At 66.5% G+C, this 22,232-nt stretch carries 24 protein-coding genes; 18 read left to right on the top strand and 6 right to left on the bottom strand.

Going from position 1 to position 22,232, the window contains the following annotated elements; translation table 11 throughout:
- Positions 1-21 precede the first annotated feature (21 nt).
- The 5 genes from AC1PPK_RS22655 to AC1PPK_RS22635 all read left to right on the top strand — a co-directional run bounded on the left by AC1PPK_RS22655 (position 22) and on the right by AC1PPK_RS22635 (position 4,796).
- Entirely contained in the window at positions 22-1,680 is a 1,659-nt protein-coding gene (locus tag AC1PPK_RS22655) for a nitrite/sulfite reductase (RefSeq protein ID WP_481115255.1), read from the top strand.
- Entirely contained in the window at positions 1,677-2,189 is a 513-nt protein-coding gene (locus AC1PPK_RS22650; RefSeq protein WP_481115254.1) for a DUF934 domain-containing protein, read from the top strand. The genes AC1PPK_RS22655 and AC1PPK_RS22650 overlap by 4 nt, the downstream gene beginning before the upstream one ends.
- Positions 2,186-3,163 (top strand): DMT family transporter, encoded by a 978-nt coding sequence (locus AC1PPK_RS22645; RefSeq protein ID WP_481115253.1) that lies wholly within the window; start codon positions 2,186-2,188, stop codon positions 3,161-3,163. The genes AC1PPK_RS22650 and AC1PPK_RS22645 overlap by 4 nt, the downstream gene beginning before the upstream one ends.
- An 84-nt stretch (positions 3,164-3,247) precedes the next feature.
- Positions 3,248-3,583, top strand: a complete 336-nt coding sequence (locus AC1PPK_RS22640) for a helix-turn-helix domain-containing protein (protein WP_481115252.1) — start codon at positions 3,248-3,250, stop codon at positions 3,581-3,583.
- A complete protein-coding gene (locus AC1PPK_RS22635) occupies positions 3,570-4,796 on the top strand; it encodes a type II toxin-antitoxin system HipA family toxin (protein ID WP_481115251.1) in 1,227 nt (408 codons plus the stop codon). Before AC1PPK_RS22640 ends, AC1PPK_RS22635 begins: the two co-directional genes overlap by 14 nt.
- 20 nt (positions 4,797-4,816) lie before the next feature.
- On the opposite strand, the gene AC1PPK_RS22630 is transcribed toward AC1PPK_RS22635, so the two are convergent.
- Positions 4,817-5,707 carry a LysR substrate-binding domain-containing protein gene (locus AC1PPK_RS22630; RefSeq protein WP_481115250.1) on the bottom strand — a complete coding sequence of 297 codons (891 nt, stop codon included), beginning with the start codon at positions 5,705-5,707 and terminating at the stop codon, positions 4,817-4,819.
- 113 nt (positions 5,708-5,820) lie between these two features.
- Between AC1PPK_RS22630 and AC1PPK_RS22625 the strand changes: the two genes are divergently transcribed.
- The 10 genes from AC1PPK_RS22625 to AC1PPK_RS22580 all read left to right on the top strand — a co-directional run bounded on the left by AC1PPK_RS22625 (position 5,821) and on the right by AC1PPK_RS22580 (position 15,926).
- Entirely contained in the window at positions 5,821-6,912 is a 1,092-nt protein-coding gene (locus AC1PPK_RS22625; RefSeq protein ID WP_481115249.1) for a 4-oxalomesaconate tautomerase, read from the top strand.
- A gap of 198 nt (positions 6,913-7,110) precedes the next feature.
- Positions 7,111-8,472, top strand: a complete 1,362-nt coding sequence (locus tag AC1PPK_RS22620; protein WP_481115248.1) for an MFS transporter — start codon at positions 7,111-7,113, stop codon at positions 8,470-8,472.
- A gap of 121 nt (positions 8,473-8,593) precedes the next feature.
- Positions 8,594-9,622 (top strand): amidohydrolase family protein, encoded by a 1,029-nt coding sequence (locus AC1PPK_RS22615; protein WP_481115247.1) that lies wholly within the window; start codon positions 8,594-8,596, stop codon positions 9,620-9,622.
- A gap of 45 nt (positions 9,623-9,667) precedes the next feature.
- A complete protein-coding gene (gene ligK / locus AC1PPK_RS22610) occupies positions 9,668-10,363 on the top strand; it encodes a 4-carboxy-4-hydroxy-2-oxoadipate aldolase/oxaloacetate decarboxylase (RefSeq protein ID WP_481115246.1) in 696 nt (231 codons plus the stop codon).
- Positions 10,364-10,510: 147 nt separating this feature from the next.
- On the top strand, positions 10,511-11,428 hold the full coding sequence (locus tag AC1PPK_RS22605) for an amidohydrolase family protein (RefSeq protein WP_481115245.1): 918 nt from the start codon (positions 10,511-10,513) through the stop codon (positions 11,426-11,428).
- A gap of 54 nt (positions 11,429-11,482) precedes the next feature.
- Positions 11,483-11,923, top strand: a complete 441-nt coding sequence (ligA, locus tag AC1PPK_RS22600) for a protocatechuate 4,5-dioxygenase subunit alpha (RefSeq protein WP_481115244.1) — start codon at positions 11,483-11,485, stop codon at positions 11,921-11,923.
- A gap of 2 nt (positions 11,924-11,925) precedes the next feature.
- On the top strand, positions 11,926-12,780 hold the full coding sequence (locus AC1PPK_RS22595; RefSeq protein ID WP_481115243.1) for a class III extradiol dioxygenase subunit beta: 855 nt from the start codon (positions 11,926-11,928) through the stop codon (positions 12,778-12,780).
- The gene (locus AC1PPK_RS22590; RefSeq protein ID WP_481115242.1) at positions 12,781-13,743 is read left to right on the top strand and encodes a Gfo/Idh/MocA family oxidoreductase; all 963 of its coding nucleotides are present in this window, start codon (positions 12,781-12,783) and stop codon (positions 13,741-13,743) included.
- A 159-nt stretch (positions 13,744-13,902) separates the two neighbouring features.
- Positions 13,903-14,892 carry an aldo/keto reductase gene (locus AC1PPK_RS22585; RefSeq protein ID WP_481115241.1) on the top strand — a complete coding sequence of 330 codons (990 nt, stop codon included), beginning with the start codon at positions 13,903-13,905 and terminating at the stop codon, positions 14,890-14,892.
- A 77-nt stretch (positions 14,893-14,969) separates the two neighbouring features.
- Complete coding sequence (locus AC1PPK_RS22580) at positions 14,970-15,926, top strand: AEC family transporter (protein WP_481115240.1); 957 nt, start codon at positions 14,970-14,972, stop codon at positions 15,924-15,926.
- On the opposite strand, the gene AC1PPK_RS22575 is transcribed toward AC1PPK_RS22580, so the two are convergent.
- The 5 genes from AC1PPK_RS22575 to AC1PPK_RS22555 all read right to left on the bottom strand — a co-directional run bounded on the left by AC1PPK_RS22575 (position 15,916) and on the right by AC1PPK_RS22555 (position 19,744).
- A complete protein-coding gene (locus AC1PPK_RS22575; protein WP_481115239.1) occupies positions 15,916-16,509 on the bottom strand; it encodes a GNAT family N-acetyltransferase in 594 nt (197 codons plus the stop codon). The genes AC1PPK_RS22580 and AC1PPK_RS22575 overlap by 11 nt on opposite strands.
- Positions 16,506-16,898 carry a VOC family protein gene (locus AC1PPK_RS22570; protein WP_481115238.1) on the bottom strand — a complete coding sequence of 131 codons (393 nt, stop codon included), beginning with the start codon at positions 16,896-16,898 and terminating at the stop codon, positions 16,506-16,508. Before AC1PPK_RS22570 ends, AC1PPK_RS22575 begins: the two co-directional genes overlap by 4 nt.
- 16 nt (positions 16,899-16,914) lie before the next feature.
- Positions 16,915-17,310 (bottom strand): YXWGXW repeat-containing protein, encoded by a 396-nt coding sequence (locus AC1PPK_RS22565; protein WP_481115237.1) that lies wholly within the window; start codon positions 17,308-17,310, stop codon positions 16,915-16,917.
- A 37-nt stretch (positions 17,311-17,347) separates the two neighbouring features.
- Positions 17,348-18,670: a GTPase HflX gene (gene hflX, locus AC1PPK_RS22560; RefSeq protein ID WP_481115236.1), complete on the bottom strand. Its 1,323-nt coding sequence runs from the start codon at positions 18,668-18,670 to the stop codon at positions 17,348-17,350.
- Positions 18,671-18,814: 144 nt separating this feature from the next.
- Complete coding sequence (locus AC1PPK_RS22555; RefSeq protein WP_481115235.1) at positions 18,815-19,744, bottom strand: LysR family transcriptional regulator; 930 nt, start codon at positions 19,742-19,744, stop codon at positions 18,815-18,817.
- 87 nt (positions 19,745-19,831) lie between these two features.
- Between AC1PPK_RS22555 and AC1PPK_RS22550 the strand changes: the two genes are divergently transcribed.
- From AC1PPK_RS22550 to AC1PPK_RS22540, 3 genes are all read left to right on the top strand, one after another.
- A complete protein-coding gene (locus tag AC1PPK_RS22550; protein WP_481115234.1) occupies positions 19,832-20,185 on the top strand; it encodes a protocatechuate 4,5-dioxygenase subunit alpha in 354 nt (117 codons plus the stop codon).
- Positions 20,186-20,188: 3 nt separating this feature from the next.
- The gene (locus AC1PPK_RS22545; RefSeq protein WP_481115233.1) at positions 20,189-21,040 is read left to right on the top strand and encodes a class III extradiol dioxygenase family protein; all 852 of its coding nucleotides are present in this window, start codon (positions 20,189-20,191) and stop codon (positions 21,038-21,040) included.
- Positions 21,041-21,232: 192 nt separating this feature from the next.
- A complete protein-coding gene (locus tag AC1PPK_RS22540; protein ID WP_481115232.1) occupies positions 21,233-22,102 on the top strand; it encodes a VOC family protein in 870 nt (289 codons plus the stop codon).
- The last annotated feature ends 130 nt before the right edge of the window (positions 22,103-22,232 follow it).

Raw genomic sequence — 22,232 nt, 5'->3', positions numbered from 1 at the left:
CACCGCCCGAGAACCGAGACCATGTACCGCTACAACGAAACCGACCAGCGCCTGGTGGACGACCGGGTCGTCCAGTTCCGCGACCAGATGACGCGCTTCCTCGACGGACGCCTGGCGGAGGACGAGTTCCGCCCGCTGCGTTTGCAGAACGGCCTCTACATCCAGCGCCATGCGCCGATGCTGCGGGTCGCCATCCCCTATGGCACGCTGGCGGCCTACCAGCTGCGCAAGCTGGCCGACATCGCGCGCCGCTACGACCGGGGCTACGGCCACTTCACGACGCGCAGCAATATCCAGTACAACTGGGTGCGCCTGGAAGAGACGCCGGACATCCTGGCCGAACTGGCTGCCGTGCAGATGCACGCGATCCAGACCTCCGGCAACTGCATCCGCAACATCACCACCGACCAGTTCGCTGGGGTGGCCGCCGATGAGCTGTTCGACCCGCGCCCCTACTGCGAGATCGTCCGCCAGTGGTCCACGCTGGCGCCGGAATTCCTGTTCCTGCCGCGCAAGTTCAAGATCGCCATCGCCGGCGGCGAGGAGGATCGGGCGGCGGTGCGCTTCCACGACATCGGCGCCCGCGCGCGGGTGGCCGACGATGGGCGGATCGGCTTCCAGGTCTTCGTCGGTGGCGGGCTCGGCCGTACGCCGATGGTCGGCCAGTGCCTCAAGGACTTCCTGCCGCGGGAGGAACTGCTCAATTACTTCGAGGCCATCCTGCGGGTCTATAACCGCTACGGCCGCCGTGACAACAAGTACAAGGCGCGCATCAAGATCCTCGTCAAGGATCTGACACTGGAAGGCTTCGGTCGCGAGGTGGAGGACGAATGGGCGTGGAGCCGCGGTGGGGAAGGTGTGATCGCCGAGCAGACCTTCCGCGACATGGAGGCCTTCTTCGCCCGCGCCGACCTGCCGCCCACCGCTGCGGACGACCCGGCCTACACGGCAGCGCTGGCCGGCAACCGGGCCTTCGCTCGCTGGGTCGAGCGCAACGTGGCAGCCCACCGGGATCCCGGCCGCGCCATCGTCACCCTGTCCCTGAAGAAATCCGGTTCGCCACCGGGGGACGCCACCGCCGAGCAGATGGACGGCGTGGCCGAACTGGCCGAGCGCTTCGGCGCCGGCGAGATCCGCGTCAGCCACGAGCAGAACCTGGTGCTGCCCCACGTCGCCCGCCGCGATCTGCCGGCCCTGTGGGAAGGCGCGCGGGCGCTGGGCCTGGCGACGCCCAACATCGGCCTCTTGACCGACGTGGTGTGCTGCCCGGGCGGGGACTTCTGCTCCCTCGCCAATGCCCGTTCGATCCCGGTGGCGGCGGCGGTCCAGCAGCGCTTTGAGGATCTGGACTACCAGTTCGACATCGGGCCGCTGGAGCTGAACATGTCCGGCTGCGTGAATGCCTGCGGCCACCACCACATCGGGCACATCGGCATCCTCGGCGTGGACAAGAACAACGAGGAGTATTACCAGGTGACGATAGGCGGCCGGGAAGGCACGCGGGCGGCCATTGGCAAGGTGATCGGCCCGGCCTTTGCGGCCCAGCAGATTCCTTACGTGATCCAGCGCCTGCTGGAGGTGTACCTGGCCTTGCGCCAGGAAGGGGAGATCTTCATCGACGCGGTCGAGCGCCTCGGCCTGGAACCCTTCAAGACCCGCGTGTACGGAGGTGGAGCATGAGCGCCGCGATCCTCAAGCACGGCGAGATCATCGCCGATCGCTGGCAGCCTATTGCCGCCGATGCCAGTGCGGCGCACATCGCCGAATGCATGGCGGCGGGCGGTCCGCTGCTGCTGCCCTTGCCCTTGTGGCTGAGCCATCGGGCGGAGCTCGAACCGCAGCGGGCCGGCGTGCTGCTGGTGGCGGAAGATGGCCTCGACGCGGTGCTGCCGTGGCTGGACGACATTCCGCTGATCGCGATCCACTTTCCGGTGTTCACCGACGGGCGCGGCTACTCCCTGGCCCGCCTGCTGCGTAGCCGACACGGCTACCGCGGCGAGCTGCGGGCGGTCGGCGATGTGTTGCGGGATCAGCTGTACTTCCTGCATCGCTGCGGCTTCGATGCCTTCGCGCTGCGCACCGACCAGGCGGTGGACGAGGCCCGGACAGCCTTCGCGGATTATTCCTGGGCGCCGCTGGGCGGACGCGGGGAAAGCGGAGGCTTGCGCCACAATGAGAGCGTTGAGTGAAAACTGAGCCGGGGTGCCGCCCCGGCCACATTGCCGAAGGCCTGCCGATGAATTCTGCCGATCACCTCGTTTCCGACCATCCAGGCCTGTCCGACCACACCAAGGGCCTGCTCGCTGCTTGCGTGGTGGTGCTGTGCTGGTCGGGCTTCAACATCGTGTCCCGCCTCGGCAGCAAGGGTGTGCTGACGCCTTTCGACATCGCAGCGATGCGCTTCGGCGTGTCCGGCCTGATCGCGATGCCTTTCTTCCTGGTCCGCGTGAAGCCGGCCGACTGGCCGCGTTACATGGCGCTGGCCCTGTTCGGCGGGCTGGGCTACGGGCTGCTGGTGTATTCCGGCTTCGCCTTCGCGCCGACCGCTCACGCCGGCGTCTTCGTGAACGGCGGCATCCCGTTCTGGACCATCGTCATCGTCGCCGTACTGGCCGGCTTCCGGCTCGCCCGCCACATCGCGCTGGCGTTGCTGCTGTCGTCCTGCGGGCTGGTGCTGATCGGCTACGACAGCGTGGTGGCTGGCCGCGGCGGGGCCCAGTGGATCGGCGACCTGCTGTTCTTCGCCGCTGCGCTGACCTGGGCCATCTTCGGCCTGCTGATGCGCCGCTGGCAGGTCCGCCCGTGGCTGGCGATAACCGGCGTGGCGAGCTTTTCCTGCGTGGCCTACCTGCCGGTGTACCTGCTGTGGTTGCCGAAGACGGTGCTGCTGGCACCGACCGGGGAGATCGCGCTGCAGTGCGTATACCAGGGCATCGTCGCGGCGCTGGTGGCGGGCAGCATGTACAGCTACGCCAACCACAAGATCGGTGCCTGCCAGGCCTCGATGATGCTGGCCCTGGTGCCGGGCGTCTCGGCGGTGGGCGCCTGGCTGCTGCTCGACGAAGCCATCGGCCTGCGCGTGATCGTCGGCATCCTGGTGGTGTCGGCCGGCGCCGTGCTGTGCGCGCTGCCGCCGCGGCAGGCGGCCAGTCCGGGGGGCTGAAGGACTGAATCGCCCAATCAGTCTCGTCGGCCTCTCTGAAAGATAAGCTTGCTATGGCCGTCGTTGTTTCCAATAATGATTGCCATGGCAAGCAAGAAATCGTTCTCTTACCAAGAAGAGATCATCCAGATCGCCTTACGTCTCGGCGGGCGTATCCGTGCGGCCCGAGTTTTCCGAAACTGGCGCCAGGAGGATCTGGCTGCACGCACCGGCCTTTCCCGCTCGACCGTCCAGGCGATTGAACGGGGGGAGGAGACGGTCGCCATCGGCAGCGTGCTGCAAGTCCTTTGGCTGCTCGGTTTGGCCAACGAGGTCGAGCTGATCGCGGATCCGGGATTGGATAGGGAGGGGCTGTCGCTGGCTCTGGATGCGGCTAAGAAGCGCGTACACGTCCAACGGAAGATCGATGACGACTTCTAAGGATCTGTTCATCTGGGTCTATCTGCCGGGCCACCAGGCTCCGGTTGTGGCCGGGCGTCTCAGCGTGTCGCAAACAGCCGCCGGGAAGGTTGGACATTTCACTTACGGGCGCTCCTATCTGGAGCGCCCGGAGGCCATTCCCATCGACCCGGTCGCTCTGCCGTTAAAAAAAGGCGAGTTCACCTTCACTGCTCTGAGTGGTTTTCCCGGCGCGATCCTCGACAGCTGTCCGGACCGCTGGGGTGTCAAGGTGATCGATCGGCTGGTCGGCCAGCAGGACTATCCACGTGGCTACATCCTGAGAAACGATCCCGGCCGCGCCGGTGCGCTCGCCTTCTCGCGCGGCGCGAAAGAAGCCCCGCAGGAACAATCGAGCCGCGAATTCTCCTTGGCGCAGCTACTCGCCGCGGCGAAAGACTTGGAGGCTGATCGCCCCGTGGATAGTGAATTGTTGAAGGCCTTGCACCCGGGGACCGGCGGCGCCCGCCCGAAGTGCAATATCGTCGAGAACGACGCGGTCTGGATCGCCAAGTTTCCCAGCATCGACGACGAGCCCCGCATCAGCATTCCCCGTCTGGAGCACGCGACGATGCAACTGGGCCGGCTCTGCGGAGTTTCGACGGCAGAAACCCTCATTCGGGAAGTGAACGGACGGGACGTCTGCCTGGTGCGGCGATTCGACCGGGAAGTGGTGGACGCCCAGATCCATCGGCGCGGGTTTCTGAGTGCCCGCAGTGTTTTTCATGCCGACCCGGCCTACGTTGCGGTGGCCACGCCTTCCTATGCCCGCCTATCCCGCTGGATGCCGAGATACGGCTGCACGGAGGCACATCGCAAGGCGCTATTCCGGCGCATGGTGTTCAACTGCGTCGTGAAGAATGTGGACGACCATGAGCTGAACCACGGTCTTCTGCACGTGCAGGGCGACACCTTTGAACTGGCGCCGGCCTACGACATCGTGCCCAGCTTGAAACGTCACGCCGTTCACCACCACGCCATGCTGGTCGGGGAGTCGGGCGCCGGCACCATCGCCAATCTTGTCAGCGTGGCCGAAGCCTTCACGCTTGACCGGGACGAGGCACTGACGGTCATCCACGAGATTCAGCGGCAGACCCTGGAGTGCTGGCGGGACGTCTTCTATGAAGCGGGTTTTGGGGATGAGGGCCTGCGCGCGGTCGAACATGTCTTCCAGGCGCTCCCCGAGGGGCACTGAATTCAGGGGGCGCGATACCTCTAGCCGCTGAGGGTCTTGCCCACCGTCTCGCGGATCAGTTCGACCATCGCCTGCTGGGTCAGCGTGGCCGGGCGCAGGGCGCTGACGGCCAGGGACAGGCGGCTGTGCAACGGTGGGGTGATCGGGTGGGGCAGGAGCTGGTCGGCCTTGCCGGAGGTCTGCAGGGCGGTCTTGGACAGGACCGCCACGCCGGCGTCGTCGGCCACCAGGTCGAGGAGGGCGCTGACGCCGTCGATTTCGATGGCGATGTTGGGGCGCAGTCCGGCGTCGGCCAGCGCGGCTTCGATGAGCATGCGGATGGCGTTGGGCCGGCTGGGGATGATCAGCGGCATCTGGGCCACTTCTTCCAGCGTCACCGGGCGCGGCGGCTGGCCCTTGTCGGGGCGGATCAGGAACAGCTCCTCGTCGAGCAGCGGGCGCGTCTCGATGTCGGTGGACGGCATCGTGCTGTAGACCAGCGCGACGTCGAGGCGGCCGGAGATCAGGGATTCCTGCATCGTCACCGACAGGCCCTCGCGGATGCATAGTGAGGCTTCCGGCAGGCGTTCGCGGAAGGCGCGGGTCAGCGGCACCGTCAGCACCCGCGCGAGGCTCGGCGGCAGGCCCACGGCGACGCGGCCGGTGAGGGCGCCGCGCACCCGGCCGAGTTCCTCCTTCGCGCGCTCCACCTGGTGGAGGATGCCGCGGGCATGTTCGAGCAGGACCTGGCCAGCCTCGGTCAGCGTCACGCCGCGGCCGTTGCGCACCAGCATGTTCTGGCGCAGCTCCACCTCGAGCAGGCGGATCTGCCGGCTGAGGGCCGGCTGGGCGATGTCGAGCACGATGGAGGCGCGCGTGAAGCTGCCGAGTTCGGCAACCCGCACGAAGTATTCGAGCTGTTTCAGGTCCATGGACGGGGCTTTCGGGGCGGCGGCGGTAGCGCCGAAAGGTATCACGAATTGTTATAGCTGCTAGAGCGTCAGACCGCTATTGCAGGGGCGAACGCAGGCGAAGAATGCGTCGCATGCAAACGCCAATCAAAACCTGTTTCATGCGTGGCGGCACCTCCAAGGGGCCGTTCTTCAACGCTGCGGACCTTCCCGCCGACATCGCCACCCGCGACCGGGTGCTGCTCGCGGTGATGGGTTCCCCCGACCGCCGCCAGATCGACGGCCTCGGCGGCGCCCATCCGCTGACCAGCAAGGTGGGAATCGTCTCGAAGAGTACGGTGCCGGGGGTCGATCTGGACTTCCTGTTCGCCCAGCTCCAGCCCGACAAGGACACCGTGGACACCACCCCCAACTGCGGCAACATGCTCGCCGCCGTGGTGCCCTTCGCGCTGGAGGCCGGCATGCTGCAGGCCCGGGGCGAAACCAGCACCTTCCGCGTGCTGACCCTCAACACCGACATGCAGTGCGACATCACCGTGCAGACGCCGGGCGGCCAGGTGGAATACGCCGGCGACGCACGCATCGACGGTGCGCCGGGCAGCTCGGCGCCGATCACCATCAACTTCCTGGATACCGCCGGCTCGGTGTGTTCCGGCCTGCTGCCCACCGGCCAGGTGAAGGACGTGATCGATGGCATCGAGGTGACCTGCATCGACAACGGCATGCCGCTGGTGATCTTCCGCGCCGCCGACGTGGGCCGCAGCGGCTACGAGAGCGTCGCCGAGATGAACGCCGACACCGAGCTGAAGGACCGCATCGAACGGCTGCGCATCGCCTGCGGCCATGCAATGGGGCTCGGCGACGTGAGCGCCAGGAACTACCCGAAGATGACTCTGGTGGCGCCGGCCCGCGACGGCGGCAGCCTGACCACCCGCAGCTTCATTCCCCACGTCTGCCACGACGCCATCGGCGTGCTGGCGGCGGTCACCGTGGCCACCGCCTGCGTGCTGGAAGGGTCGGTGACCGAGGGCATCGCCAAGGTGCCGGACGGCAACGTCAAGGCGGTGTCGGTGGAGCACCCGACCGGCGAGTTCTCGGTGGAGCTCGAGCTCGATCCGGCCAACCCGCAGAACGTCACCCGCGCCGCGCTGCTGCGCACCGCGCGCCTGATCATGCGCGGCGAGGTGATGGTGCCCGCCGCCGTGTGGGACGGCCGGCAGGGCTGAGCCGGCTCTTCCCGATCCGTCGGGGCAAATCCGTAGGGGCGAATTCATCCGCCCGCGAGCTTCGCCAAAGAGGCCGCGGGGGATGAATCCGCCCCTGCAAGGCCATCGTCTGCAAGAAGGCCTGGCCGTACAAGAAAACACAAGAGTCTCAGCAAACCAAAATAGCCGCCACCGGCGGCACCTGGAGGAGAAGTCGAAATGAGCCAGACCCAGAACGTCAATGTGCAGACGTTCCTCAACGAGCACCCGTTTTCCGGTTTCCAGTGGCTGGTCTTCGGCCTGTGTTTCTGCATCGTGCTGCTGGACGGTTTCGACACCGCCGCCATCGGCTACATCGCCCCGTCGCTGATCCAGGAGTGGGGCGTCACCAAGCCGGCGCTGGCACCGGTGCTCAGCGCCGCATTGTTTGGGCTGGCGGCAGGAGCCATCTCCGCCGGGCCGCTGGCCGACCGCTTCGGTCGCAAGCGCCTGCTGGTGGCGTCGGTGCTGATCTTCGGCGTGGCCTGCCTGGCCTCGTCCTTCGCCGGTGGCCTCACCGAGCTGTCGGTGCTGCGCTTCGTCACCGGCCTCGGCCTCGGCGCGGCGATGCCCAACGCGGTGACGCTGATGAGCGAGTACTGCCCCGACGCGCGCCGGGCGACCCTCACCAACGCGATGTTCTGCGGCTTTCCGCTGGGCGCCTCCCTCGGCGGCTTCCTCGCCGCGTGGATGATTCCCCAGTGGGGCTGGCGCAGCGTGCTGGGCCTCGGCGGCCTGGCGCCGCTGGCGTTGGTGCTCCTGCTGCTGCTGTTCCTGCCCGAGTCGGTACGCTACATGGTGGCCAAGGGCTTCTCCGTCGAGCACATCCGTGGCGTGCTGCGCCGCATCTCCAGCGCCGCCGACAAGGCCGCCGCTTTCGTGATGACCGAGAAGGCCCACACCCCGACCGAAGGCAGCGGCATCGGCGTGGTGCTGTCGCGCAGCTACGTGGTCGGTTCGGTGGCCCTGTGGGTCGCCTACTTCATGGGACTGGTGATCTTCTATGCGCTGATCAACTGGATGCCGGTGCTGTTCAAGGACGGTGGCCTCGATCCCAAGACGGCAACGCTGATCTCGGCGCTGTTCCCCCTCGGCGGCGTCGGCGCGATCTTGTTCGGCTGGCTGATGGACCGCTTCAATGCCAACCGGGTCATCGCGGTGGGCTACTTCCTGACTGCCGCAGCAATCTTCGCGATCGGCCACGCGGCCGGCAGCATCGGCCTGCTGGTGGCGGTGGTGTTCGGTGCCGGCGCCATCATGAACACCGCCCAGTCGTCGATGCCGGCCCTCGCGGCGGCCTTCTACCCGACCCGCGGCCGTGCCACTGGCGTGGCCTGGATGCTCGGCATCGGGCGTTTCGGCGGCATCGCCGGCTCCTTCCTGGTGGCCGAGCTGAGCGCCCGTCATCTGGACTTCGGCAGCATCTTTGCGGTGGTCGCGGTGCCCGGCCTGATCGCCGGCGCGGCTCTGCTGGTCAAGGAGTTCGTGCATCCGGAGGCGAACGGCGCCAAGCCCAGGCTGGCCGGTGCACCTGGCCACTGAGCTCTCCCGTGAAAAAGATATAGCGAAGCGATATAGCTGCTAGAGCGTTAGACCGCTTATGCGCGGTCAGCAGCCTTGGAACAATGCAGCCATACAAGCAAGAACCCACAAGGAACACACGATGATCATCGACATCCACGGTCACTACACCACCGCCCCGAAGGCCCTCGAAGAGTGGCGCAACCGCCAGGTCGCCGGCATCAAGGATCCGTCCGCCATGCCCAAGGTGTCCGAGCTGAAGATCAGCGACGACGAACTGCGCGAGACCATCGAGACCAACCAGCTGCGCCTGATGAAGGAGCGCGGTTCCGACCTGACGATCTTCTCGCCGCGCGCCAGCTTCATGGCTCACCACATCGGCGACTTCAACATCAGCTCCACTTGGGCAGCCATCTGCAACGAGCTGTGCTACCGCGTCAGCCAGCTGTTCCCCGACAACTTCATCGGCGCCGCCATGCTGCCGCAGAGCCCCGGCGTCGATCCGGCCACCTGCATCCCTGAGCTGGTGAAGTGCGTCGAGCAGTACGGCAACGTCGGCATCAACCTCAACCCGGACCCGTCCGGCGGCCACTGGACCAGCCCCCCGCTGCATGACCGCCACTGGTACCCGATCTACGAAAAGATGGTCGAGTACGACATCCCGGCGATGGTGCACGTGTCCACCAGTTGCAACTGCGCCTTCCACACTACCGGCGCCCACTACCTGAACGCCGACACCACGGCCTTCATGCAGTGCCTGACCTCCGACCTGTTCAAGGACTTCCCGACCCTGAAGTTCGTGATCCCCCACGGCGGCGGCGCGGTGCCCTACCACTGGGGCCGTTTCCGCGGCCTGGCCCAGGAGCTGAAGAAGCCGCTGCTGAAGGACCATCTGCTCAACAACATCTTCTTCGACACCTGCGTCTATCACCAGCCGGGCATCGACCTGCTGACCAAGGTGATCCCGGTGGACAACATCCTGTTCGCCTCCGAAATGATCGGCGCAGTGCGCGGCATCGACCCGGAGACCGGCCACTACTACGACGACACCAAGCGCTACATCGAGGGCACCCTGAACCTGTCCGTCGAGGACCGTTACAAGGTCTACGAGGGCAACGCCCGCCGCGTCTATCCGCGCCTCGACAGCGCGCTGAAGGCCAAAGGGTTGTAAGCACCCCTGACCCGACACGAGAGACAAGATAAAAAGGAATCCACCATGAGCCTGCCCATGAACACCCTCGGTATCGTCAAGCGCAACATCGACCGCGCCGACCCCGCCGCCGTCGAAAAACTGTCCCGCTACGGTGTCGCGACCATCCACGAAGCGATGGGCCGCGTCGGCCTGATGAAGCCGACCATCCGCCCGATCTTCGCCGGCGCCCGCCTGTGCGGCACCGCCGTCACCGTGCTGCTGCAGCCGGGTGACAACTGGATGCTCCACGTGGGCGCCGAGCAGATCAAGCCGGGCGACGTGGTCGTTGCCGGCTGCACTGCCGACAGTACCGACGGCTTCTTCGGCGACCTGCTGGCCACCTCCTACAAGTCCCGCGGCGCAAAGGGATTGATCATCGACGGCGGTGTGCGCGACGTGAAGGACCTCACCGAGATGAACTTCCCGGTCTTCAGCCGCGCCATCCACGCCAAGGGCTGCACCCGCGCCACCCTCGGCTCGGTGAATGTGCCGGTGGTGTGCGCCGGCGCGGTGGTCAATCCGGGTGACGTGGTGATCGCCGACGACGACGGCGTGGTGGTGGTGCCCGCCGCCATCGCCCAGCAGGTGGCCGACGCCGCCGAAGCCCGCGAGAACAACGAGACCGCCAAGCGCGCCCGCTTCGCCGCCGGCGAGCTGGGCCTGGACATGTACAGCCTGCGCGAGCCGCTCGCCAAGGCCGGCCTGAAGTACATCGACTGAAAAGCGCGAATAAATCTACTGCGCGTCCCGATCTCGTGACTCCGGTGCTCGCTGTACTCCAGTACAGCTCCCGATTTTGCCAACTGAGTCATCACGACCTCGGGCCTGCTCGCAACGATTTCTTCGCACTTTTTCGAAAGGAATAAGATGGAATTCACCAAGACTCCCGGCTGGCTCGACTGGTACGCCGGTCCGTCCAAGCCCCGCTTCCAGCTGCCGGCCGGCAGCGTCGATGCCCACTGCCACGTGTTCGGGCCGGGCGCAGAGTTTCCTTACGCCCCCGAGCGCAAGTACACCCCCTGCGACGCCTCCAAGGCGCAGCTCTTCGCACTGCGCGACCACCTCGGCTTCGAGCGCAACGTCATCGTGCAGGCCACCTGCCACGGCGCCGACAACCGGGCGCTGGTGGACGCACTGGTCCATTCCGATGGCAAGGCCCGTGGAGTCGCCACCGTAAAGCGCAGCATCACCGACCAGGAACTGCAGGACCTCCACGCCGCCGGCGTGCGCGGTGTGCGCTTCAACTTCGTCAAGCGGCTGGTGGACTTCACGCCGAAGGAAGAGCTGCTGGAGATTGCCGCCCGCATCGCCCCGCTGGGCTGGCATGTGGTGATCTACTTCGAGGCGGTGGACTTGCCCGAGCTATGGGACTTCTTCACCGCGCTGCCGACCACCGTGGTCGTCGACCACATGGGCCGCCCGGACGTGAGCAAGCCCATCGACGGCCCAGAGTTCGAGCTGTTCCTCAAGTTCATGCGTGAGCACAAGAACGTGTGGTCCAAGGTCAGCTGCCCCGAGCGCTTGTCCGTCAGCGGCCCCAAGGCGCTGGACGGCGAACAGGCCGCCTACCGGGATGTGGTGCCCTTCGCCCGCCGCGTCGTCGAGAAATTCCCCGACCGCGTGCTGTGGGGCACCGACTGGCCGCACCCCAACCTCAAGGACCACATGCCTGATGACGGCCTGCTGGTGGATTTCATCCCCCACATCGCCCCGACCGCTGAGCTGCAGCAGAAGCTGCTGGTGGATAACCCCAAGCGACTCTACTGGCCCGAAGAAGCACAATGACTGTTCCACCGCGAGCCCCATGCAGGGCTCGCGGGGACGGCAGGAGACACCACGATGGCACTCGACAAACCCTACAAGGACATTCCCGGCACGACGATCTTCGATGCCGAGCAGTCCCGTCTCGGCTACCACCTCAACCAGTTCTGCATGTCGCTGATGAAGGCCGCCAACCGCGAGCGCTTCAAGGCCGACGAGCGGGCCTACCTGAACGAGTGGCCGATGACCGAAGACCAGAAGCAGGCCGTGCTGGCCCGCGACCTGAACCGCTGCATCGCGCTGGGCGGCAATATCTACTTCCTCGCCAAGATCGGCGCCACCGACGGCAAGAGCTTCCAGCAGATGGCCGGCAGCATGACCGGCATGAGCGAAGAGGAATACCGCGACATGATGATCAAGGGCGGCCGCTCCGCTGAGGGCAACCGCTACATCGGCGAGGACGGCGACGCCCAGCCCCAGCACCAACCGCAAGGCCAGGCTGGCCGCAAGAAGGACTGAGCATGGCCAAGATCACCGCATCCGTTTATACCTCCCACGTGCCGGCCATCGGCGCCGCCATCGACACCGGCAAGACCACCGACCCGTACTGGGTGCCGCTCTTCAAGGGCTACGAGCCGTCCAAGGAGTGGATGGAGGCCAACAAGCCGGACGTCATCTTCCTGGTCTATAACGACCACGCCACGGCCTTCAGCCTGGAGATGATCCCGACCTTCGCGATCGGCTGTGCCGCCGAGTTCCAGCCCGCCGACGAAGGCTGGGGCCCGCGCCCGGTGCCGGTGGTGAAGGGCCATCCGGAGCTGGCCTCGCACATCGCCCAGAGCGTGATCCAGGACGACTTCGACCTGACCATCGTCAACAGGATGGACGTGGACCACGGCCTCACCGTGCCCCTCAACCTCTTGTGCGGCAGCCCGCAGGAATGGCCGTGCCCGGTGATCCCCTTCGCGGTCAACGTGGTCCAGTACCCGGTGCCGTCCGGCCGCCGTTGCTACAACCTGGGCAAGGCCATACGCAAGGCCATCGAATCCTTCGACAAGCCGCTGAAGGTGCAGATCTGGGGCACCGGTGGCATGAGCCACCAGCTGCAGGGCCCGCGCGCCGGCCTCATCAACCGCGAGTGGGACAACGCCTGGCTCGACAAGCTGATCGCCGATCCCGAGGCCGCCGCCGCCGTGCCGCACATCGACTACGTGCGCGAAGCCGGCTCCGAAGGCATCGAGCTGGTCATGTGGCTGATCGCCCGCGGCGCCATGGACGACGTGGCCGGCGGCCCGGCGCCCAAGGTCGCCCACCGTTTCTATCACGTCCCCGCCTCCAACACCGGCGTGGGCCATCTGATTCTGGAGAACCAATAAATGAGCAAGACGATCAAGGTCGCGCTGGCCGGCGCCGGCGCCTTCGGCATCAAGCACCTGGACGGCATCAAGAACATCGACGGCGTGGAAGTCGTGTCGCTGATCAGCCGCGACCTGGAAGCCACCAAGGCGGTCGCCGAGAAGTACGGCATCCCCCACGTCACCACCGAGCTGGACGAAGCCCTGGCGCTGCCCGAGGTGGATGCGGTGATCCTGTGCACCCCGACCCAGATGCACGCCTCCCAGACCCTGGCCTGCCTGAAGGCTGGCAAGCACGTGCAGGTGGAAATCCCCCTGTGCGACGTGCTGAAGGATGGCGAGGAAGTGGTGGCGCTGGCCGAGAAGAGCGGCCTCGTCGCCATGTGTGGCCACACCCGCCGCTTCAACCCCAGCCACCAGTACGTGCACAAGAAGATCGAGGGCGGCGAGTTCAACATCCAGCAGATGGATGTGCAGACCTACTTCTTCCGCCGCACCAACATGAACGCGCTGGGCCAGCCGCGCAGCTGGACGGACCACCTGCTGTGGCACCACGCCGCCCACACAGTGGACCTGTTCGCCTACCAGGCCGGCAGCCCCATTGTGCAGGCCAACGCCATCCAGGGCCCGATCCACCCGACCCTCGGCATCGCGATGGACATGTCCATCCAGCTGAAGGCCGCCAACGGCGCGATCTGCACGCTGTCCCTGTCCTTCAACAACGACGGACCGCTCGGCACCTTCTTCCGCTACATCGGCGACACCGCCACCTACATCGCCCGCTACGACGATCTGGTGAACGGCAAGGAAGAGAAGATCGACGTGTCCAAGGTCGATGTGTCGATGAACGGCATCGAGCTGCAGGACCGCGAGTTCTTCGCCGCCATCCGCGAAGGCCGCCAGCCCAACTCCAGCGTGGCCAGCGTGCTGCCCTGCTACAAGGTGCTTCACCAGCTGGAACAACAGCTCAACGCCGACGCGTAAGGCTGCTGCGCGCCCCGATCCCGCGATTCCGGTACTCGACGTACGTTTGTACGTCTCCGTTCTTCGTCGCGACCTCGGGGCGCTCGCTACGCCTTCTGTGCCTGCCCAGGCACGGACGGAGCTTTTTCTGGAAGCTCTCGCAAACATCAGGAGTTCACATTGAAGCGCAAGATCGGTCCGTTTGCCGTGTCCCCCATCGGCCTCGGCTGCATGAACCTCAGCCACGCCTACGGCGTACCGCCGGCGCCGGAGCAGGGGGCGGAAGTGCTGCTGAAGGCCCTCGATGCCGGCGTCGATTTCTTCGATACCGCCGCGCTGTACGGTTTTGGCGCCAACGAGAGCCTGCTCGGCCGGGTGCTGTCGCCCCATCGTTCGTGCTTCGTGCTGGCCAGCAAGTGCGGCATGCACGGTGTGGACGGCAAGCGCGTCATCGACGGCCGCCCGGAGAGCATCCGCGCCAGCGTCGAGGCCAGCCTCGACCGCCTGCAGACGGAGGTGATCGATCTGCTCTACCTGCACCGCTGGGACAAGAACGTACCCATCGAGGACAGCGTCGGTGCGATGGCCGAGCTGGTGCAGGCCGGCAAGGTGCGCGCGCTGGGCCTGTCGGAAGTGTCGGCGGCGACGTTGCGCAAGGCCTACGCGGTGCATCCCATCGCCGCACTGCAGACCGAGTATTCCCTGTGGACCCGCAACCCGGAGATCGCCGTGCTCGACGCCTGCCGCGAGCTGGGCGTCGCCTTCGTGGCCTTCAGCCCGCTGGCCCGCGGCTTCCTGGGTGGCCCGCTGGACGTGGCGGCCTTCGACGCCAAGGACATCCGCCGCGCCATGCCGCGCTTCGCCCCCGACAACTACGCCGTCAACCTGCGCCTCTACGAAGCTTACGCGGCGCTGGCGCAGGAAGCCGGCTGCACGCCGGCCCAGCTCGCGCTGGCCTGGCTGCTGGCCAAGGGCGAGGACATCGTGCCGATCCCCGGCACCACCTCGGTAGCCCATCTGCAGGAAGACCTCGCCGCGGCGAAGGTCACGCTGAAACCCGAATTGATTGCCCGCCTCGAAGCTTTGATCAATCAAGGAACGGTCATCGGCACACGCTACAATGCGGCCACCCAGACTGAGATCGATACCGAGGAGTTCCTGCCCGGGTGATCCAGGCGGGTTTCTGACGACACATAGCGGGGGCGAATTCGTTCGCCCCTTGTGCATTTATTGGACCCCATTTCCTCATGTTGGCCATCCTCGCCATTACCACCCCGATCTTCGTGCTCATCGGCATGGGATATCTGGCCGTGCGGACCGAGATCTTCCCGAAGGCGGGGCTGACCGCGCTGGGTGCATTCGTGATCCGCATCGCGCTGCCGATGCTGGTCTTCAAGTCGATCTCCCAGCGCTCCTTCGCCGAGGTTTTGAACCTGCCCTACCTGGGCGCCTACCTGTTCGGTTCGGTGGCGATGGTGGGTATCGGCGTCGCCTGGGCGCGCCTGGTGCGCGGGCAGAGTCTCGAACATGCCAGCCTGATCGGCATGGGCATGGGCTCCGCCAACAGCGCCTACGTGGGCTACCCGATCGCGCTGCAGGTGATCGGCCCGACCGCGTCGATGGCCCTGGCGCTGTCGATGATCATCGAGAACATGCTGATGCTGCCCCTGTGCCTGGCCCTCGGCGATGCCGGCAAGGCTCATCACGAGCCCTTCTTCCGCGTCTTTGGGCGGGCCTTGCTCGGTCTGCGCAAGAGTCCGCTGGTGGTGATGATCTTCGTCGCCTTCGCGTTTTCCTTCTTCGGCGTCAGCCAGCCGCCGGAGCTCGCCAAGGCGGTGGAGATGGTCGCCGCGGCGTCCGCGCCGGTGGCCCTGTTCTTCATCGGTGGCAGCCTGGTCGGCCTGCCGCTGAAGGACGTGCTGGTGGATGTGGGGGTGGTCAGCTTCGCCAAGTTGATCCTGCATCCGCTGGCGGTGGCCCTCGGGCTCTACCTGTTCGGGCCGGTGGACCCGCTGCTCGCGGCCGGCGCCGTGCTGCTGGCCAGCGCACCGATGCTCAGCATCTATCCCATCTTCGGCCAGAAGCACGGCCGCGAGGGCTTCTGCGCGGCCACCTTGCTGGTGGCCACGGTGGCGTCCTTCGTGACCATCGCCGCGGCGATCTGGCTGCTCCACCACGTGCCGGGCTTCGGCCTCATGCCTTGAATCCGGCTGAGTGCCAGGCGTCGGCGTCCAGCCGGTAAAGGCAGTGGTGGCTAAGCGGATGCCCTTCCGGCAGCACCGGGTGGTCGAAGTCTTCGGCCGTCCTCCGCATGCCCAGCCGCTCCATGACGGCCTGGGAGCGGCGGTTCGACAGGGCCGTGAAGGACACGATTTCCGCCAGCGCCAGCGTTTCGAAGCCGGCCGCCAAGGCCGCCCGTGCCGCCTCGCTGGCCAGGCCCTGGCCCCAGGCTGCGTGGGCAAGACGCCAGCCGATCTCCACACAGGGCGCGAACGGCAGTGCGGCAGTCGGCACGTTGAGCCCGACGAAACCGATGAAATCTCCCGAATCCCGCCGTTCCACCGCCCAGAAGCCCCAGCCCCGTTCGGTGATGTGTGCTTCGCAGCGCTCGGCGATTGCGTCGCTGGCTGCACGATCAAGGGTGCTTGGGAAGTACTCCATGACCCGCGGATCCGCATTGATGGCAGCAAACGGCGCCCGGTCGGCGGCCCGCCACTGACGCAGGCGCAGGCGTGGCGTGTCGATCTCGAGGGGCGTCGATAGCCGCGGTAGCCCAGTAGGGCTCACGCGCCCACCGGCGTGCATAGCTCGACCAGCGTGCCGTCTGGGCAGCGTACGTAGGAGACGGTCTGGCCCCAGGGTTTGGCTTCCGGCGCCAGCAGTTCGGTGGCGCCGGCGGCCAGTGCGCGGGCGTGGGCTTCGGGCACTGAGGGGGTGACGAAGGCGACCTCGAAGCCGAGGGGCTGCGGCGATTCGCTGGCGGCGACGAAGCCGGCCGGGAAGTGCATGTGGCCCAGCTCGAGGGCGGCGAAGGCGAGGGTGGTCTCGCCGGTGTCGAGTTCGCCGTAGGTGCCGGATTCGTGCACGAAGCGGCGCGCCAGGCCGAAGGCCTTTTCGAAGAAGGCGATCGATGCCGCGACGTCGGGCACGTAGATGATGGTGTAGCCGAGTTTCATGGGTTCTCCTGTCGCCTCAGTCGCGCCGATCCCGGTCGTGGCCGCGATCGTGATCACGGCCACGGTCGCGGTCGTTGTCCCGGTGTCCGCGGTCTTCCTCCCAGCGGCCGCCCGACTGGCGCCAGTGGTCGCCTTCACGTTCCCATTGGTGGGGTGCCCAGCGATAGCCGGGGCGCGGGGCTTCCCAGTGGCCGGGCGACCACTCGTGACGACTGCCAACCCAGTTCCAGTAGCCGCCGATCCAGATGTAGCCGGCTGCCGGCGGTGGGCCGACGTATTCCACGCGCGGGGGTGGGGGGGCGACCATGACGGGTTCCCGGTAATACGGGCGGCTGGCCGGTGCCGGGGCCACAATACAGCCGCTCAAAATGGCGGATGTCGCGGCGAGGCTGATCAGTAAGGTCTTTTTCATGATGCAGATGAGGGTAAGAAAGAAGGGCGGCTCCGCTTCAGCGCACCTGGGCGAGCTGCTCGCTGAGGGCCGTCAGGGTGTCGGCCTCGCCGCGCACATGGAAGAAGGCCCCTTCTTCATCGGCGCGTTCGCCCAGCACCTGGCAGCGCGCGTAGATGTCGCCGCGTAGTTGTTGGGCCGACCAGGGCAGGAAGAGTTCGGCCTCGACCAGATCCTTCTGGAAGAAGGCGACGATGTCGTCGCGCAGGCGCGAGACGTCGGCGGGGCGCCGGGCGCTCATCACGATGCAGCCGGGGTACTGGGCGTGCAGCGCGGCTTCGCACGCGGCCTGGGCTTCTGCGTCACCGACGTGGTCGATCTTGTTGAAGACGCGGATGCGCGGTACTTCTTCGGCGCCGATCTCGGCGAGCACCTCGTCGGTGACTTCGAGCTGGCGCTGGAAGCCCGGGTCGCTGGCGTCGATGACGTGCAGCAGCAGGGACGCGTCGAGCGCCTCATCGAGGGTGGACTTGAACGAGGCGACGAGGCCGTGGGGCAGGTTCTTGATGAAGCCGACGGTGTCGCTGACCAGCACGCGCGGGACGCTCTCCGGGTGGAGCACGCGGACGGTGGTGTCGAGCGTGGCGAAAAGCTTGTTGGCGACCAGCACCTCGCTGCCGGTGAGGGCCCGCATCAGCGTGGACTTGCCGGCGTTGGTGTAGCCGACGAGGGTGACGCAGGCGAGGCCCTGGCGCTCCTGGCGGCGGGCGCGCTGGGTCTTGCGCTCGACGTCCATGGCGATGATTTCCTGCTGCAGTTCGGCGATGCGGTCGCGGATCTTGCGGCGGTCCAGCTCGGTGGCGGATTCGCCGGCGCCGCGGCCGCCGACGCCGCTGCGCTGGCGGCCCTGCGGCCCGGCCAGCTTGGCCATTTCGCGCAGGCGCGGGGCCATGTAGCCGAGGCGGGCGATTTCCACCTGGGCACGGGCGGCGCGGGAGCGCGCGTTGCGGTGGAATATTTCGAGGATGACCATGGTGCGGTCCATCACCTCGCAGCCGACTTCGAGTTCGAGGTTGCGGGCCTGCGACGGGGAGATTTCGTGGTCCACCAGGATGGCGTCGATGGGCGCGTCCCCGCTGTCGGGGGCGGGATTGCTGTTGACGTAGTCGTGGATCTCCTGCCGCTTGCCGACCCCCAGGTAGGCCATCGGATCAAAGCCGGCGCGCTTCTGGATGAAGGTGTGGACGACCGTGAAGCCAAGGGTTTTTGCCAGCTCGCGTAATTCGTTGAGGGAGGCCTCGAACTCGACGTCGTTGACCTGGGGGAGCTGGACGGCGGCGACGACGGCGTAGCGGGGCTTTTCTTTGGCTTCAATGGGCATGCGGTAAAGGCTTTGCTGGGATGGTCAAGGCTGGATATTACCTGTCAATCCCCGCCGCGCCCGCATGAGTATGGCGGCCTTGCCGTGTGTGCCAGCGGAACAGCCTCGAGGTGCTGTTGATCAGGTCACTGTCGAAGGCCGTTTTCAGGCGTGCTCCGGAGCGCCGGCGCTGTGGCCCAGCACGAGGGGCACGACGGCTTCCAGCTGGTTGCGCAGCCAGCTGTGGGCCGGGTCGTGGCGGTGGCGCAGGTGCCAGATCATGTACATCGGCATCGGTGGGCAGGGTAGCGGCGGGGCGACGCTGGCCAGCCCGTGCAGCAGGCCGCCGCCGAGCAGGCCCGGCAGCGTGGCGAGGCGCCGGCTGCCGCGCAGGAAGGATGGGATGCCGGCGAAGCCCGGCACGCTGGCGACGAAGCGGCGCTGGATGCCCTGGGCGGCGAGCAGATTGTCGATGTCCAGGCAGCGCTGCGGCTCATACAGCACGGTGACGTGTTCGGCGGCCAGGTAGTCGTCGAGGCTGCTCGGAGCTTCGCGGCAGGCGGCATCGTAGAAGACCCGGTAGCTATCTTCAAAGAGGCGCTTCTGCAGGATGTCGCCAGCCTCCGGCGGGCGTGGCGAGATGGCCAGCTGGCAGTGTGCGTCGCGCAGCATCTCTGGCGTCGGTACGTCGGACGGGATCACCCGCAGCGTGACGCCCGGCGCCGCTGCGTGCAGGCGGTCGAGCAGCAGCGGCAGCAGCAGATCGCGCTGGAAGTCGTTGGCGGCGATGGTAAAGGTGGTGGCGAGCTGGGCCGGGTCGAACTCGGCGGCGGTGGCGAAGCGGCGCAGCTCGTCGAGCAGTACGCGGGCGTGTACGGCCAGTTCCTCGGCCCGCGCGGTGGCGACGATGCCGCGCCCGGACTTGACGAACAGCGGGTCGCCGACGATGCCGCGTAGCTTGTCGAGGAGGTGGCTGACCGCCGACTGGGTGACGCCGAGGCGCTCGGCAGCGCGGGTGATGGAGCCCTCGTCGATGACCGTCACCAGCAGCTGTAGCAGGCGACCATCGAGGCTCAAATGATCGAAATTACTCATGGGACGATTCGGCGTCTTTGCATTTATCCATTGTGCTCGTAGGGTCAAACTCCGTCACGTCATCACATTCCTACAACGGAGACACGCATGGCTGATGTGAAGCAGCGCCGGGTGATTCCCGGCACCCCGATTTTCGACGGCGAGGCCGCCCGCAAGGGTTATGCCCTCAACAAGATGTGCTTCTCCTTCAACTCGGCGGCCAACCGCGCCGAGTTCGTGCAGGACGAGGACGCCTATTGCCGCAAGTATGGCCTGAACGCCGAGCAGTCGGCGGCCATCGCCAAGCGCAATGTGCTGGACCTCATCGCGGCCGGCGGCAACGCCTACTACCTGGCCAAGTTCGCCGGCATCTTCGGGCTGGACATGCAGGACATCGGCGCGCAACAGACCGGAATGACCAAGGAAGCCTTCAAGGCGAAACTGCTGGAAGCGGGGAAATAAGACATGGCAAAGATTGTTGGCGGCATTGTGACCTCCCACGTTCCGGCGATCGGCCGCGCCATCGCCGGTGGCCTGCAGGAAGACGCGTACTGGAAGCCCTTCTTCGACGGTTTCCCGCCGGTGCAGAAGTGGCTCGAAGAAGTGAAGCCCGATGTGGCGGTGGTGATCTACAACGACCACGGCCTCAATTTCTTCCTCGACAAGATGCCGACCTTCTCGGTGGGGGCAGCCGAGAGCTACAGCAACGCCGACGAAGGCTGGGGCATCCCGACGCTGCCGGCCTTCCCGGGCAGCCTGGACCTGTCCTGGCACCTCATCGAGTCGCTGGTGGACAAGGAATTCGACATCACCACCTGCCAGGAAATGCTGGTGGACCACGCCTTCACGCTGCCAATGAAGCTGCTGTGGCCGAACGCCGGTGAAGCCTGGCCGGTGCGTACCGTGCCAGTGTGCATCAACACCGTGCAGCACCCGCTGCCGAGCGCCAAACGCTGCTTCAAGCTCGGCCAGGCCATCGGCGAGGCGGTGCGCGGCTGGGACGATGACGCCCGGGTGGTGATCATCGGCACCGGCGGCCTGTCCCACCAGCTGGACGGCGAGCGGGCCGGTTTTATCAACAAGGACTTCGACCTGAAGTTCATGGACAGCCTGGTCACCGACCCGGCCTGGGCGACTCAGTATTCGGTGGAAGACCTGGTGGACTTCACCGGCACCCAGGGTATCGAGCTGCTGATGTGGATTGCCGCACGCGCCGCGCTGGGCAGCGTGGATCAGGTGAAGAAGCTGCATTCGAACTACCACATTCCCATCTCCAACACGGCCGCCGGCCTGATGCTGTTCGAGAATGTGGAGTGATGGATGGCCGCCGCTCCGGCGAGGGGCGGCGGCTTGCAGGAAGGCACGCGGGCGTCCGCGGTTCCCGGAAGGGGCCGCGGACGCCTTTCGTGCTTGGAGAAAGGCGAGCCCGCGCGCAGACGGGGCCGGCTTTCGTGTCAGAATTGAAGTCAGTTTAGTCCTTGGGCATGGGCCCGGCAGAGAGGAACGAGCATGGGATTTGAAGCACTGGGCGGCGAACCGGAAATCGAAGGTATCGAGTTCGTCGAGTACGCCACCAGCCGGCCGAAGGAGTTCGGCGCGGCGCTGCTGGCCATGGGTTTTCAGCCGGTGGCAAAGCATCGTTCGCGCAATGTGTTGCTGTACCGGCAGGGTGACGTGAATGTGATCGTCAATGCCGACGAGCGGGCGCTGGAAGGCGAGGCCGACGCGGAGGCCGAGGTGGTGCTGAAGGCGCTGGCGATCCGCGTGCCGGATGCCGGCGTGGCCTACCGCCACGCGCTGGCTTGCGGTGCCCAGCCGGTGAGCAGCCAGGCCGGGCCGATGGAGCTCAACATTCCCGGCGTGCATGGGCCGGGCGGCGCGGTGCTGTTCCTGCTCGACCGGCGTGCCGGCGTGTCCTTCTACGAGGTGGATTTCCTGCCCCTGCCCGAGGCCCGCTTCGACGTGCCGGCGCTGGCCGGCATGCACTTCTTCGGCATCGTGCAGTACATCCTGGCCGGCGACACGGCGCGCTGGTGCAATTTCTACGAGCGGGTACTGGGTTTCACGCCGCTGCCCGAAGGCATGCGCTTCGGCGTGCTGCCGCGCGGCACGATCATGCGCAGCGCTTGCGGCTGCTTCTTCCTGCAGTTCATCGAGCCGCCTGCCGGCGCCGAGGACGCCCACTGGCAGGAAGGCTTCAATCGCATTGGCCTCGGCGTGCCCGATGTGGAGAAGGCGGTGGCGGAACTGGAGTCGCGGGGCATCCATTTTGTCGATGCATCCTTGCTGGGCAACCGGGAACTGGGCGCGTTGACCCGTACACTGGTCGGCGGCACACAGTTCGAACTTGTCCATCACGCCCAGCAGAACGGCTGCTGAGACGGGCTGCTTTTGTCCGCGGGGGCGAATGAGTTCGCCCCCACGTTAAATCCATCTTCACGCCCGCATCCGGTCTTCTCCCGTCAAAAAACGCGGGCACCGCGAGGGTGCCCGATCAATACGAGGAGAA

This window comes from Zoogloea sp. JDB1, assembly GCF_056724025.1.
Note: the sequence above shows the minus strand (reverse complement) of the source record. Positions and strands in the feature narration are given on the sequence as shown.